The sequence below is a fragment of the Coraliomargarita sinensis genome (assembly GCF_003185655.1).
Classification (GTDB): domain Bacteria; phylum Verrucomicrobiota; class Verrucomicrobiia; order Opitutales; family Coraliomargaritaceae; genus Coraliomargarita_B; species Coraliomargarita_B sinensis.
Genome location: NZ_QHJQ01000017.1, coordinates 1 through 13,005 on the forward strand (window position 1 = coordinate 1; position 13,005 = coordinate 13,005).

13 protein-coding genes and 1 tRNA gene are annotated in these 13,005 nt (G+C 55.6%); 9 read left to right on the forward strand and 5 right to left on the reverse strand.

Annotation, left to right across the window (positions count from 1 at the left end):
• Positions 1-271 precede the first annotated feature (271 nt).
• Entirely contained in the window at positions 272-1,345 is a 1,074-nt protein-coding gene (locus DDZ13_RS14790) for a tRNA dihydrouridine synthase (RefSeq protein ID WP_233246178.1), read from the reverse strand.
• Positions 1,346-1,417: 72 nt separating this feature from the next.
• On the reverse strand, positions 1,418-1,861 hold the full coding sequence (locus tag DDZ13_RS14795) for a bifunctional nuclease family protein (RefSeq protein WP_110132237.1): 444 nt from the start codon (positions 1,859-1,861) through the stop codon (positions 1,418-1,420).
• A gap of 363 nt (positions 1,862-2,224) precedes the next feature.
• On the opposite strand from DDZ13_RS14795, the gene DDZ13_RS14800 reads away from it, so the two are divergent.
• Positions 2,225-2,770 (forward strand): shikimate kinase, encoded by a 546-nt coding sequence (locus tag DDZ13_RS14800; RefSeq protein WP_233246179.1) that lies wholly within the window; start codon positions 2,225-2,227, stop codon positions 2,768-2,770.
• A 58-nt stretch (positions 2,771-2,828) separates the two neighbouring features.
• Here the strand turns inward: DDZ13_RS14800 and DDZ13_RS14805 are convergent, their stop codons facing one another.
• The 3 genes from DDZ13_RS14805 to pyrF form a co-directional block, all read right to left on the reverse strand.
• A complete protein-coding gene (locus tag DDZ13_RS14805) occupies positions 2,829-3,242 on the reverse strand; it encodes an acyl-CoA thioesterase (RefSeq protein WP_110132239.1) in 414 nt (137 codons plus the stop codon).
• 92 nt (positions 3,243-3,334) lie between these two features.
• Complete coding sequence (locus DDZ13_RS14810; protein ID WP_110132240.1) at positions 3,335-4,042, reverse strand: IspD/TarI family cytidylyltransferase; 708 nt, start codon at positions 4,040-4,042, stop codon at positions 3,335-3,337.
• 10 nt (positions 4,043-4,052) lie between these two features.
• A complete protein-coding gene (gene pyrF, locus DDZ13_RS14815; protein ID WP_110132241.1) occupies positions 4,053-4,754 on the reverse strand; it encodes an orotidine-5'-phosphate decarboxylase in 702 nt (233 codons plus the stop codon).
• Between the two features lie 58 nt (positions 4,755-4,812).
• Here pyrF and ispE point away from each other — a divergent pair, with 58 nt between their 5' ends.
• From ispE to DDZ13_RS14855, 8 genes are all read left to right on the forward strand, one after another.
• Positions 4,813-5,760, forward strand: coding sequence for a 4-(cytidine 5'-diphospho)-2-C-methyl-D-erythritol kinase (gene ispE, locus DDZ13_RS14820; protein ID WP_233246180.1), 948 nt, complete (start codon positions 4,813-4,815; stop codon positions 5,758-5,760).
• 50 nt (positions 5,761-5,810) lie between these two features.
• Positions 5,811-7,571, forward strand: coding sequence for a phosphoenolpyruvate--protein phosphotransferase (ptsP, locus tag DDZ13_RS14825; RefSeq protein WP_110132242.1), 1,761 nt, complete (start codon positions 5,811-5,813; stop codon positions 7,569-7,571).
• 60 nt (positions 7,572-7,631) lie between these two features.
• Positions 7,632-8,036 carry an Hpt domain-containing protein gene (locus DDZ13_RS14830; RefSeq protein ID WP_110132243.1) on the forward strand — a complete coding sequence of 135 codons (405 nt, stop codon included), beginning with the start codon at positions 7,632-7,634 and terminating at the stop codon, positions 8,034-8,036.
• Positions 8,037-8,092: 56 nt separating this feature from the next.
• On the forward strand, positions 8,093-9,766 hold the full coding sequence (locus DDZ13_RS14835) for a glutamine--tRNA ligase/YqeY domain fusion protein (protein ID WP_110132244.1): 1,674 nt from the start codon (positions 8,093-8,095) through the stop codon (positions 9,764-9,766).
• Positions 9,763-10,914 carry a galactokinase gene (gene galK / locus DDZ13_RS14840; RefSeq protein WP_110132245.1) on the forward strand — a complete coding sequence of 384 codons (1,152 nt, stop codon included), beginning with the start codon at positions 9,763-9,765 and terminating at the stop codon, positions 10,912-10,914. Before DDZ13_RS14835 ends, galK begins: the two co-directional genes overlap by 4 nt.
• A 113-nt stretch (positions 10,915-11,027) precedes the next feature.
• Positions 11,028-12,119, forward strand: coding sequence for a mannose-1-phosphate guanylyltransferase (locus tag DDZ13_RS14845; RefSeq protein ID WP_110132246.1), 1,092 nt, complete (start codon positions 11,028-11,030; stop codon positions 12,117-12,119).
• A 172-nt stretch (positions 12,120-12,291) separates the two neighbouring features.
• Positions 12,292-12,708, forward strand: coding sequence for a Holliday junction resolvase RuvX (ruvX, locus tag DDZ13_RS14850; protein WP_110132247.1), 417 nt, complete (start codon positions 12,292-12,294; stop codon positions 12,706-12,708).
• Positions 12,709-12,753: 45 nt separating this feature from the next.
• Positions 12,754-12,827 (forward strand) — tRNA-Gly (locus tag DDZ13_RS14855).
• Positions 12,828-13,005: the final 178 nt, after the last annotated feature.

The following is a 13,005-nucleotide window of genomic DNA, read 5'->3' on the forward strand; positions in this document are numbered from 1 at the left end:
ATGGGGCCATCCTGGGCAGTCAGGACTTCGTCCGGAGTTACGCTGGGGCCTGGCAACGGGAGAAAAAACGAAAATATCCGCCCAAACCGAATCTACTGCGCGGGGCCGACTGGCAGGATCTTGCCACGGTTCAGGGACTGAGGAAGCAGGTGTTCGGGTAAGGTGTTTCTGTGCGCAGGCCATTTGGAATCCTGTGAAGGACTTCCTCTGGCAATTATCGAAAATGAGCACTTAATAATTTCAGTGCTGATGTAAGCTGCATATCGCCTATTTACAGCGAGCAGCCCCGCGCTGTCTCACAATTCGGTCGCGCGACGAGGCCCTTGATGGGTTCGGCGGGAAAGAGCTCGGTGGCGCGGCCTCCGTCGATAAGGTGCCGGTCGCAGATCTCATCGAGGCCTTCCTTCGATTTGGCGCGCCGCATGTCGTGAAGGAATTGCCCGTCGGTATCGACGCTCAGGCCCACGAAATTGAGGAATTTCTTGAGATGGTTGATGTGGAAGCGGCCCTGCCTGTCCGGGTGGCTGGTGGCCTGGAAAAGATCTTCAACATACTGGCGAACGTCGGACATCGTCGGCTCGAAAATGGGTTCGCCGGCGAAATGTTCGCGCAACTGACGGAAGATCCACGGGTTGCGGATGCAGTGGCGGCCTATCATCAGGCCGGCGCTGCCGGTTTCGTCGAGTACGCGCTGACCTTTTGCTACCGAGGTAATGTTGCCATTCGCAAGTACGGGGCAGGGCACACGTTCCGCCGCGCGTTTGATATACTCGTAGTGCACCTCGCTGCGATAAGCCTCTTTCACGGTGCGGGCGTGCAGGCTGAGCAGGTCCACATCATGCTTCTCGATGAGCTCGAGGATCGCGTCGAAGTTTCGGTCGTCTTCGAACCCGATGCGCATTTTCACCGTAAAATTGCCCTGAACCGCGGCGCGCAGGCAGCCGAGGATCTCATCCACCTTCGCCGGGTCGCGCAGCAATCCGCCACCGACGTTTTTTTTATAAACCTTGGGTGCCGGGCAACCCATATTCAGGTCGATTCCGGCGACTGGCAATCCGGCGGTTTTAATGGCTTCGACCGTCCTTTCCAAATCCGGAAGGCTCTCGCCGATCAGTTGGGCAAAAACCGGTCGGCCTGTGCCGTGGTGAAGAATCGAATCCATGATATGCTGTTCCAGCCGCGAATGACCGTGCACACGGAAGTATTCTGTGAAAAGCAGGTCGGGCGCGCCGTATTTTCCCAGCAGCCGCATGAAGGGCAGGGTAGTGACGTCCTGCATCGGTGCCAGCGCCGTGACGGGGCGGTCGCAGGGAACATGGCACATCGAACTTTGAAGATTAAACATTAAATAAATTTCCCATGATGCGTGGCGGAGCTCTCAACATTCGATGTTGGACGTTCGCTGTGCAAGGTTCCTCTAGCTGTCCTGCTGGAGGATTTTGGCGAGTATCTCGCTCATGTCGTCGACCGAGTCGAGGACGCTCTTCGCCGTGTAGATCGGTTTGCCGGAGGCGAGTGCGAGGACAATGGAATCGCTGGGCCGGGCGTCGATTTCCACGATTTTGTGGCCGAGCTCATTTTCCATCGAGAGAATGAGGCGGGCATAAAATGTGCCCTGTTGGACATCGCTGATGACAACGCGCTCCACCTCAGCGCCGAGGCCGTCGAGCATTGTCAGCATGAGGTCGTGGGTCAGCGGGCGTTCGGTTTGTTCGCCGCTCACCGCCCTCTGGATGGCTTCACCGATGCCCTGGTCGACATAAATGACATAGATCTTATCATCGTTGCCGAGGAAGACGGCACAGCCACTGGAAGTGGGCATGACACCCTTGACGATGACGGTTGCGACTTGGTTATCCATTGTTGATTTACCTTTTATATTACCACAGAGGCACGAAGACACGGAGAATTTTCTTCGCTTTAAAGCACAAATTTTTTAGCGCCTTCCATTAACACTGGAACGTTGAAACTTATCAGCAAGCCAACTCTGCACTTGTTCAGTCGCGTATACGTAGGTAACTGCACTAATCAGCTTATCCCCGATAAACAGGACGAGGCGGAATTTTCATCAATCAATGCGTGGTCCATTGGGTAAAGGTATTTTTCGGGAGCTTCCCAAGGCAAGAACCTCTGTGTTTGCGTGTTTCCAGCTAAGCGGGTGGCTCATTGATGCAAATCACTTTTTTATCGCCCATTTGCAGAGTAGCTTTGCAGTATGGCGGCTGTGAGCGAAAAAAGTGACAGTGCAAAGCCAAACCTCTACATCGTGGGCTTCATGGGTGTGGGGAAGTCGGCCATCGGGCGAAAGGTGGCCCGCGAACTGCGCTACAAGTTTATCGATTCCGATCACGAGATTGAATCGAAGGAAGGGATGAAGGTCGCCGAGATCTTTTCCCAGCGTGGAGAACCGGCCTTCCGGAGCATGGAGCGGGAATTTATCGAGTCAGGCCATCCTGACGGTTCCTGTGTCGTCTCCTGTGGTGGAGGGCTCGTGGTGCAGGAAGGCATGTCGGACTTATTGAAGGAGAAGGGCGTGGTCGTTTGTCTCTTTGCCTCGCCGGAGTGCATCATTGAGCGCACCAGCCGGAATAAAAACCGCCCCCTTCTTAATGTGGATAATCCGGAAAAACGTGTGCGCGAGCTGCTGTCTGAGCGTGAGCCGATCTACATGAACGCCGGTGCTTGTATTACCACCGAAGGACGAAGCATGCCGGAAGTCGTCCGCCACGTGATCCGGACCTACAAGGCGGCCGCCCGTGACTATGCGTGAGAGGACGTAGCCGAATGCCTTAGCATTTGGTTGAGATGTCAATCAGCCCAACCCCAGTTCAGCCCTCCGGTTCGTTCCACGCCTCCAGTACTTTGGCGAGAAAAGCCTCGGGCGGACGCAGTGCTTTCCCCCGGCCATCCATAAAGCCGTGGGTGGTGTGGCCGGCCGCGAGCAGTTCACCGTCCCGTCGCACTTCATAATCGAAACGGAAGCGGGCGCGGGGTTTCTCCCGCATGTAGAGGTGCACTTCGATGCGATCGTCGAAGAAAGCGGGTTTTTTGTATTCGATGTTCGCACCGAGAACGGGGATGAAAAAGCCTTCCGCTTCGACTGCGGCGTAGGGAAGGTCGATCTCGTCGAGCATCTCAATGCGGGCCGCCTCAAACCAAACAAGGTAGTTCTTGTGGTGCACGACGTTCATGCGGTCGGTTTCGACATAGCGGACGCGGAACTTGGAAATGGTGTGGATCATTGTTTCAGAGGTCAGGAGACAGAAGTCAGGAGTAATGTTTTGACTGCGTACGGGTCTAGTTGTCGAAGGCCTTTGGCTTTGGTCTCTGTGAGTTATTCCTTGCCGATCAGCCATTCAACATAATCGAGATCGCTGGCAGTGGTTATTTTTGGATTGGGACTTTGGTTGTGGATGAGGGTGGCTTTGATGTCGATGCTGGCGGCTGCAGCGCAGTCGTCGGTGACATGGAGCCCTTCGGCTTTTACGTGTAAGTAGGCTTTCAGGATGTCGGCATGGCGAAAGGCCTGCGGGGTTTCCATGGCCCAGAGAAGATTACGCTGGAGGTCTTCGAGTGTGGTGCGTTCGAGGGCATCTGCTGCGGGGATGCGTTTGATGGTATCGGTCACCGGATGAGCGAGGCAGGCGGCGCTGTCTTTGCGTGTGGTTTCGATTAATCGTTCGAGGTGCGCGATGGTGATGAGCGGTCGGGCACAGTCGTGTATCAGGGTATGACTGGCATCGGCGGGGAGTGACTGAAGGCCGTTGAGTACGGAGTCTTGTCGCTCGGCCCCGCCTTCGATCCAGATGAGTTTGGTGGCGATATCGTCATCGACCAAGGCGGCGAGTTGGGCTTGCTGGGCCGCATCGCGATAGACGATGCCGATGTGTGTGATGGACTCGCACGCGACAAAGGCCCGCAGTGAGTACATGAAAACAGGTATCCCATGGATGGGAGTCAGTATCTTGTCCGCAACACTGCCTTGCATACGCGCACCGCTGCCGGCGGCGAGGAGGAGAGCGCAATTTATTCCGGCGGGCATGCAGCGGGTCTCAGGTCAGTTCGGCCCGTATGGCTTCTGCGGCCTCGGCGGGTGAGGGAGCCTTCAGAATCGGGCGCCCAACGACAATGTAACTCGAGCCCGCAGCGGCAGCGTCCTTTGGAGTCATGATGCGTTTTTGTTCATCGGCCGAGCTGCCAGCCGGTCGGATGCCGGGAGTGACGATGATGGGGTCGGGGCCGAATTGCTTGCGCAAGGGTGGTAATTCGAGTGAGGAACAGACGAGGCCTTGAATGCCGGCTTTCAGGCTCAGCTCCGCAAGGTGAGTGACCTGCGCTTCCGGAGTCGCCTGCACGTTGAGCGAACGAAGCTGGCTTTCGTTCATTGAGGTGAGCACTGTGACAGCCAGCAGATTCAAATCGGGCGCGTGGTCATTGCGTGCCTTGTTGGCCCACTCCAGCATTTCGGCTCCGCCGGAAGCGTGGAGGGTGAGCAGTTCGACCGGCAGCTTGGCAATGCTCTGTACGGCCTTGGCCACTGTGTTGGGGATGTCATGAAGCTTCAGATCGAGAAAAACATGATAGCCCCGGTCCGAGACTTCCCTGACGAAGTCCGGCCCATAGGCGGTAAAGAGTTGAAGCCCGATCTTCACCCAATCAAGCGAGTTGCCCAACTGGTCCAACATGGCGAGAGCCTCTTCTCTGGTTTCCAGATCGAGGGCGAGAATAAGCTGGCATGGCTTCCGGTTTGTCATGGCAGTTAAGTTAGCGTGGCCCCTACGTATTTGGCAAAGTGCAAAAGTCGAAATTTTCATGGCGGCCAACCATTTTCCGGTTTTACTCGATTCGGTGAACGAAACTGGAGAAGAAAGCCATGACTGGTTAAAGCTGTCCGCGCCGGCGAAGGTTAATCTGATGCTGTCCGTGCACGGGCGCCGGCCGGATGGATTCCACGAACTGACTTCTTTGGTGGCAGCGCTTGAATTCGGTGACGAGCTGGAGATTCGCCGCAACGGACGAGAGCAGGATACCTTGCTTAGTGAAGGAGAGGACGTTCCGCAGGATGATACGAATCTTGTCCTTCAGGCGGCACGGCTCTTCCGCCGGGAGTGCGCTCATGAGCAATATTTCGATTTCAGGCTGAACAAGCAGATCCCCGTCGGTGCCGGTTTGGGCGGGGGCAGCAGCGACGCGGTGGCGGCTCTCAAAGGGATGAATGCTCTACTCGAAACCGGATTCAGCCGGGAAAAAATCCGGGAGATGGCATCCACACTCGGTTCGGACTGTCCTTTTTTTGTCGATGCGACACCCTCTCTCATGCGCGGCCGGGGCGAAGTACTTGAGCCGATTGATCCTTACCTGTTCAACCGCCTGGCGGGGCAGCGCCTGGTTTTGTTTCGGCCCGATTTCGGGATCAATACCGCCTGGGCTTATGGTCGGCTGGCATCCATGCCCGAACTGTATGAGGGCCACGCAATTGCCGAAACGCGTCTGCGGGAGTTTTCCCGGCGGGGAAATTGGGACGATATGCTTGCGAATGTGTTCGAAGAGATTGTCGGTGAAAAATTTCTGGCGATTCCCAGCCTGCTGGAAATTCTCGGAAAGCGTGGTTACAAATGTATGATGAGCGGTAGCGGGAGCGCCTGCTTTGCGCTGGTGGACGGAAAAGAGCAGGCTTTGGAGATCAAGGAGGTCTGCCAGGAGTGCTGGGGCCCGAACATATTTTGGGTTGAAACATCGCTCACCGAGCAGAAGATGTGACAACATCAAAGCGCTCAGCGCGAACAAACGAACTTTCAACGCTCATTCACTTGTCTTCCGAATCTTCCCAGAACGAGATCATCCTAGAAGGGATCGCGGCCTCGCCCGGCGTGGCGCATGGCCCTGCTCTGGTCTATCTTCAGAAGCAGCTGGATGTGCCCTGTTACGATCTGCAGGAGAGTGCGATCGAGACCGAACTTGAACGCTTTGATCAGGCGATTCTGGAAACGCGCGCCGAGATCACGAGTATCCGGGATAAAATTGCATCCACACTTGGTGAAGGAGAGGCGCGGATTTTTGATGCCCATCTACTGGTTCTGGAAGACAGCGCTCTTTTGGAGGAGGTCACCTCCGAATTAAGGAACACGAAGAAAAATATCGAGTACTGCTACGACCGGGTGGCGGAGCGATACATGTCTTTTTTCAAGTCCATGGAGGACGAGTACCTGAAGGAACGGGTGGCCGACATCCGTGATGTGTCCAGGCGCCTCTTGCACAACCTTACCGGCACCCAGAAGGTCAGCCTGCGGGATTTGTCGGGCGATTGTATTCTGGTCTCTGAAGATATCTCGCCCTCTGATGCTGCCGATATGGCCCGGGAAAAGCTGTTGGCTTTCGCCACGGATGCAGGTGGTAAAACCAGTCACTCGGTCATCATGGCCCGCTCTCTGGGAATTCCCGCCGTGGTTGGTTCGCACGATGCGACCAAGCGGATCAAAACGGGAGATCAGATTCTGATCGACGGTCACGATGGCGTGATCGTGATCAATCCATCGCAAGACCGCTTGTATAAGTACGGGAAACTCGCCACGGAACGGAAGAAGCGTGACGAGATTATCATCAAGGTAATTGATCAGCCCAGCGCTTCCAAGGATGGCGTGCCCATCGCCCTGATGGCCAACGTTGAAGGTGCGCGTGAGATGGAGCACGTGAATGCCATGAATGCGGACGGCGTGGGTTTGTTTCGCACGGAAGGGATTTTTCTGAGGCACCACGGATATCCGCCGGAATCCGTACAGTATGATGAATATCTCGCGGTTGCTGAGGCTGCGGGAGATAATCCTGTGATTGTGCGGACGCTCGACATTGGTGGCGATAAGACCATCGACGACGACAATGTGAAGGATGACAGCTCCTTTATGGGTTTCCGGGCGATTCGTTTCTGTCTGGAAAATCTGGATATTTTCAAGACTCAGATCCGCGCCATCCTTCGGGCCAGTGCCAAAGGGAACGTGAAGATCATGTATCCCATGATCAGTGGGGTGCTTGAGCTGCGCAAAGCCAATGAAGTTCTTGAATCGGTGAAGCAGGAACTTCGTTCCGAAGGAATTGATTTTGATGAAAATATCGAAGTGGGCGCCATGGTCGAAGTGCCCAGTGCCGCCATGATCATCGATATTATCGCCAAGGAAGTGGATTTTCTCAGTATCGGGACCAATGATTTGATTCAGTATTTGATGGCGGTGGATCGCCTCAACGACCGGGTCGCCCACCTTTATCAGCCGGCGCATCCGGCAGTCCTGCGCTCCCTGAAGTCGATTATCGATGGCGGCCGTGAAGCGGGCATCCCGGTCAGCATTTGTGGCGAGATTGCCGGTGAGCCAGCTTTTGCCGCGTTACTTCTCGGGATGGGAGCCAGTTCCCTTAGTATGACGGCAAATCTGCTGCCGGAGGTGAAGTATTTTATTCGAAATATCAATCAATCCGAGGCCATTGCTCTGGTCGAAGAGGTGATGGCTCTGGGAGATTCCGATGCCAATGCCAAGGCGCTTGAAGCGTTCCGTCGTGAAAAGATGGGGAATCTTGCCTAGAATCGGTTTTTTCGCCTTGCTTGTTGGCGAGTTCGAATGACCACCCGCACCACTTAGCTCATGTCTGAAGCCCCGCAAATCGAGAACGTTCATTACGACAGCTCCGTGCCAGTCATGGACCGCGAGCAAATCGATATGTTGCTGATGGCCGAGGATGGTGACGAATCAACCGCTCTGGCGCGGGAATTATTCCATCTTTACGAGTCGGAATCGCGTGAAAAGCTGGCGGCATTGGACCAGATCTGCCGGGATCGGGATGGCGACGCTCTTAGAAGAGTGGTCCATTTCATTGCCGGTAGCGCCGGAAACCTTGGCCTTATGCGCCTGAGCGCATTTTACCGTGGAATCGAGCATGCCGTCGACGACGGGGAGCTGGAAGACTACGAAGCCTGCGCCAGGCTTATCCCCCGGGAGTTCGAGCTCAGTTGCCGCGAGTTCAGTCAGTCGCTGGGCTTGGACAAATAATGCTGACGTAGATTTTTCTGGCAGAAGTCCGTTCCTGGGCTATTGCTTGACCGCTTATGTCAGAAAGCACGGACAGCCCGAACGATTTTATCCGCCAAATGGTGGCCGCAGATGTGGCCGCCGGTAAGCATGGCGGGCAGGTTCAGACACGTTTCCCGCCGGAGCCGAACGGATATCTCCAAATCGGACATGCCAAGGCCATCTGCCTGAATTTCGAGATCGCCAGAGAGTTTGGCGGCAAGTGCAACCTGCGATTCGACGACACGAACCCGGAAAAGGAAAGCGATGAGTTTGTCCGCGCCATTCAGGAGGATATTAAATGGCTGGGCTATGACTGGGCGAAGCTTTGTTTCGCCAGTGATTACTTTGAGCAGTTGTTCGAATGGGCCCTTCAATTGATCGAGTCCGGCGACGCCTATGTGGATGAGCTCGGTGCCGATGCCATGCGAGAGTACCGCGGTACGCTGACCGAGCCGGGCAAGAACAGCCCCTATCGCGACCGTCCTGTGGAGGAGAGTGCCGATCTTTTCAAGCGGATGCGGGCCGGCGAGTTCGAAGACGGCAAAATGGTCCTCCGTGCCAAAATCGATATGGCCCATCCGAATATGAATATGCGCGATCCGGTCATGTATCGGATCAAGCGCATGCACCACCACAAGCTGGGCGACGAGTGGTGTATCTATCCGAGCTACGATTTCACCCACGGGCAGAGTGATGCCATTGAAGGCGTGACCCATTCCCTTTGCTCCCTTGAGTTTGAGGATCACCGGCCGCTCTACGACTGGTTTATTGAAAAGCTGGGCATCTTCCCCTCCAAGCAAACTGAATTTGCCCGCCTGAATCTGACCTACACGGTTGTCAGCAAGCGCAAGTTGCGGGCCCTGGTCGAGGGGGGCTATGTCGAGGCCTGGAATGACCCGCGCATGCCCACGCTATCCGGGATGCGTCGTCGTGGCTATCCGGCGGCTGCGATTCGCAACTTCTGCCGCACCGTCGGTATTACCAAGACACCTTCGACCAGCGACATCGCCCTTCTCGAGCACGCCGTTCGCGACGAACTTAACCGCACCGCCGACCGCCGCATGGCCGTCATGGACCCGCTCGAGATAGAGCTGACCAACTGGCCGGAGGACAAAGTGCTGGAGGTCGAGGGGAACAACAACCCCGGCGATGAGTCTGCCGGCAGTCGGAAAATTCCTTTCGCGAAGCGCATATTCATCGAACAGGAGGACTTCCGCGAGGAGGCTAACCGCAAGTTTTTCCGCCTGAAAAAGGATGGGGAAGTGCGGTTGCGTCATGCCTATATCATTAAATGCGATGAGGTGATCAAGGACGCGGAGGGTAAGATTACCAAACTGCTCTGCAGTGTGGATATGGACACCCTGAATAAGAACCCGGAGGGCCGTAAGGTGAAGGGTGTGATTCAATGGGTCAGCGCCGATCATGCCTTGAAAGCGCCCGTCCGGTTGTTTGACCGTCTGTTCTCCGTGGAAAAACCGGAAGCGGATAAGGAGCGCGAGTTTCTAGAATTTGTGAACCCGGAATCTTCCTCGGAAACAACGGCTCTTTGTGAGCCCTGCCTGGCGGAAATCCAGCCCGGTGAAACCTGTCAGTTCGAACGGATCGGCTACTTCTGCGCTGACAGCAAGCTCTCCAAAGCGGGGCAACCGGTCTTCAATCGCACGGTCAGTCTGCGTGATTCCTGGGCGAAAAAGGATAAAGCGTCATGAAAACTAAATTAACTCAACTCTTTACCTCGACCTTTGGGGTAGCGCCAACCCAAATGGCATTTGCGCCGGGACGGATCGAATTTATCGGAAACCATACCGACTACAATGGGGGACTGGTGATGGGCGCTGCCGTGACCGAAGGTATTACCGTGGCCGCATCCAAGCGCGAGGATCGTGAGATACACCTGATCTGTGAACGTGGCAGCCTGGTTGTGGTAGCTCTCGATCAACTCGAGCCCATTGACGGGGATGCCTCCTGGTCGAACTATCCGGTGGGGGTAACCAAAGTTTTGCTGGATTCGGGCATGTCGATGGACTGTGGCTACAACCTGGCGGTGGTTTCCAATTTGCCAATCGGTGCCGGTATGAGCAGCAGTGCCGCCATCGAACTGGCGACGGCCTACGCGCTGGCTGCCTTGTTCGGGTTCGATGCCGGCAAAGCCGACTTTGCCCGGATTGGACGCAAGGCCGAAAACGAATTCGTAGGTATGCCATGCGGTATTCTTGACCAGGGCGTTTCTGCTTTCGGTCAGGCCGATCACCTCGTGCGGATTGATTGCGCGACAGAGGATTTCAGCACGACACCGATGCCGGAGGGGACACACTTCTGGATCTTTAATTCCAACAAAAAGCATGCCTTGGTCGATTCGGCCTACGCGGATCGTCACAAAGAATGTCACGATGCGCTTGCTCGTTTGCAGATACGCTATCCGGATGCCAAAACCCTTTCAGAAATCAGCCTCGAGCAACTGGAGGCCGCCAAGGACGACCTGGACGAGCTGCTGTATCGGCGCGCGGCCCACATCGTCGGCGAGAATGCCCGCGTGAGCGCAGTGCAGGAGGCACTCGCTTCCGGCGACTTGTCCGCGGTCGGTGCCGCCCTGACCGCTTCGCACGAAAGTTCGCGGGTTAATTTTGAAAACAGTATTCCGGAGTTGGATTTTCTCGCTCAGACATTGTCCAAGGAGGCGAACGTCTACGGGGCCCGTTTAACCGGCGGTGGTTTTGGCGGCGCTGTTATGGCGTTTACCAGTGCAGACTTCAGCCTCAACCAGGCGCGTGCTGTTACCGAGGCCTATTGTGAGAAATTCGGCTTTCAGGCTACCATCCTGCACACTCAGGCTGGTGCCGGTGCATACCTGTTCTAAGAGCAGCCAGTTAGCCTCAAAGTAGCATCGGCTTTGAAACCGATGATTGCAGTCCCGGAAGGAACACGAATCCAAACTTGTCTTCACTTCGCCCGGGCCTAGTTCTTTCTGCCATGAGTAAGCGTTACGTAGTAATCATGGCCGGTGGCCGGGGGGAGCGCTTTTGGCCGGTCAGCCGCTTGGCCCGCCCGAAGCAATTGCTCCCCATTGTTGGAGAAAAGGCCATGCTTACCCAGACAGTCGACCGCCTTTCCGGCCTGGTTGCCCCGAAGGATTTCTTTGTTATCACCAACACGGAACAGCGTGATGCCGTTCTCGAAGTTTGCCCCGATCTTGATCCGGCCAAGGTGATCGGCGAGCCGGTGGGGCGCGATACTGCCGCCGCCGTTGGGTTGGCCGCAGTTCTGGTGCGGCGCGAAGATCCTGATGCGACCTTTGCCATGCTGCCCGCCGATGCCGTTATTCATGATGCCAGTGGCCTATGTGCCACGCTGGAAACCGCTTTTCAGGCCGCCGAGTCGCAGCCCGTGCTGGCCACCATCGGCATCACCGCCGCGTTTCCGGCGACCGGCTACGGTTACATCCAGCAAGGGGATAAGTTGGGCGACTACGGCGATCGCGAGGTCTTTAACGTCAAACGCTTTGTCGAGAAGCCGGATGAGGCAACCGCTAAGAGCTATCTGGCGTCGGGTGACTACTTTTGGAATGCCGGTATGTTTATCTGGTCGGTGTCTTCGATTGTCGCCGAATTGGAAAAGAGCACGCCGTCACTATGGAGCGCGCTTCAAGCCATTGATCGGGGACTTGAGTCCGGTCAGGATCTTGATGCCTTGCTTGCCGAATATTACCCAAGCCTGGAGAAAATTTCCGTCGACTACGCGATCATCGAAAAGGCAAGCAATGTTGTCATGGTTGAGTCAGGTTTCGACTGGGACGATGTGGGCGAGTGGCCCGCCGTGGCCCGTCACTATCCGGAAGACGACGCCGGTAATGTCGTTCGCGGCAGCGCCGAGCTCAAGGATGCCAAGGAGAATATTATTTATTCTCAGGACGAGGACCATCTTGTTGCCTTACTCGGCGTCGAGGATTTGATCGTGGTCAGGACCGACGATGCCACGCTGGTCTGCCATAAGGACAAAGCCCAGGATCTCAAGGATCTGGTGAAAACGATTGGTACCAAAGAAGCCTACCGGAAACTCATGTAATTAATGGATGATGGGTGAAGATGGATGGACGTTCGAGAAAGTTAAACATTCAACGCTGAATATTTTAAGGAGGCGCATACCCTATTTCTCTGACCTCTGACCTCTGACCTCTGACCTCTGACCTCTGACCTCTGACCTCTGACCTCTGACCTCTGACCTCTGACCTCTGACCATGAATACACTCGGCATCGATTGGGGTGAAAAACGTATCGGCCTGGCTTTTGTCGACGAATTGGGCATCGCCCTGCCGCTTTCGGCCGCAGTGGCGGCATCCAAGAAGGAGCGCATGCAGCAGATCGAATCCGTTATCCGGCAGCGGCGGGTGCAGCGTCTGGTGGTGGGCTACCCTCTGAATATGGATGGCTCGGTCGGCTTCAAGGCCAAGGAAGTGGACAGCTTTATCGAAGAACTGGAGAAGCGCTTCAAACTACCGATTCATCGCGTCGACGAGCGACTCTCCAGCCACTCGGTGGAGCAGGGTCTGAAAGGGCAAAAGAAAAAGCCGGACCGTAAAAGTGGGGAGATTGATTCCCGGGCGGCCGCCTTGATTCTCCAGGATTTTATAGAAGAGCAGAACTTGAATTCCTGACTTGACCAGAACTCATCGGGGTCAAAGTCTGTGGGCTTATCTGACGCGGGTATAGTTTAGAGGTAAAACATCTGCCTTCCACGCAGAGGTCGTCGGTTCGATTCCGTCTACCCGCACCATTTAGGCGTATAAAAGGGGGCAAACGAACCTCGCTTCGCCATCTCCGCTACGGGTCTACACCAAAGTTTGGGGACCGGAGCATTTCCTTTCTATTTTCGTGGTTCATCTTTAACCGCAGGGTCTACACCAAAGTTTGGGGACCGGAGCATTTCCTTTCTATTTTCTTGGTTCATATTT

What these genes read in the sequence shown, in the direction of transcription:
- DDZ13_RS14790 (WP_233246178.1), bottom strand. Translation starts at nt 1,345, where the DNA reads ATGTTTAATCTTCAAAGTTCGATGTGCCATGTTCCCTGCGACCGCCCC.
- DDZ13_RS14795 (WP_110132237.1), bottom strand. Translation starts at nt 1,861, where the DNA reads ATGGATAACCAAGTCGCAACCGTCATCGTCAAGGGTGTCATGCCCACT.
- DDZ13_RS14805 (WP_110132239.1), bottom strand. Translation starts at nt 3,242, where the DNA reads ATGATCCACACCATTTCCAAGTTCCGCGTCCGCTATGTCGAAACCGAC.
- DDZ13_RS14810 (WP_110132240.1), bottom strand. Translation starts at nt 4,042, where the DNA reads ATGCCCGCCGGAATAAATTGCGCTCTCCTCCTCGCCGCCGGCAGCGGT.
- pyrF (WP_110132241.1), bottom strand. Translation starts at nt 4,754, where the DNA reads ATGACAAACCGGAAGCCATGCCAGCTTATTCTCGCCCTCGATCTGGAA.
- ispE (WP_233246180.1), top strand. Translation starts at nt 4,813, where the DNA reads ATGGCGGCCAACCATTTTCCGGTTTTACTCGATTCGGTGAACGAAACT.
- DDZ13_RS14830 (WP_110132243.1), top strand. Translation starts at nt 7,632, where the DNA reads ATGTCTGAAGCCCCGCAAATCGAGAACGTTCATTACGACAGCTCCGTG.
- DDZ13_RS14835 (WP_110132244.1), top strand. Translation starts at nt 8,093, where the DNA reads ATGTCAGAAAGCACGGACAGCCCGAACGATTTTATCCGCCAAATGGTG.
- galK (WP_110132245.1), top strand. Translation starts at nt 9,763, where the DNA reads ATGAAAACTAAATTAACTCAACTCTTTACCTCGACCTTTGGGGTAGCG.
- DDZ13_RS14845 (WP_110132246.1), top strand. Translation starts at nt 11,028, where the DNA reads ATGAGTAAGCGTTACGTAGTAATCATGGCCGGTGGCCGGGGGGAGCGC.
- ruvX (WP_110132247.1), top strand. Translation starts at nt 12,292, where the DNA reads ATGAATACACTCGGCATCGATTGGGGTGAAAAACGTATCGGCCTGGCT.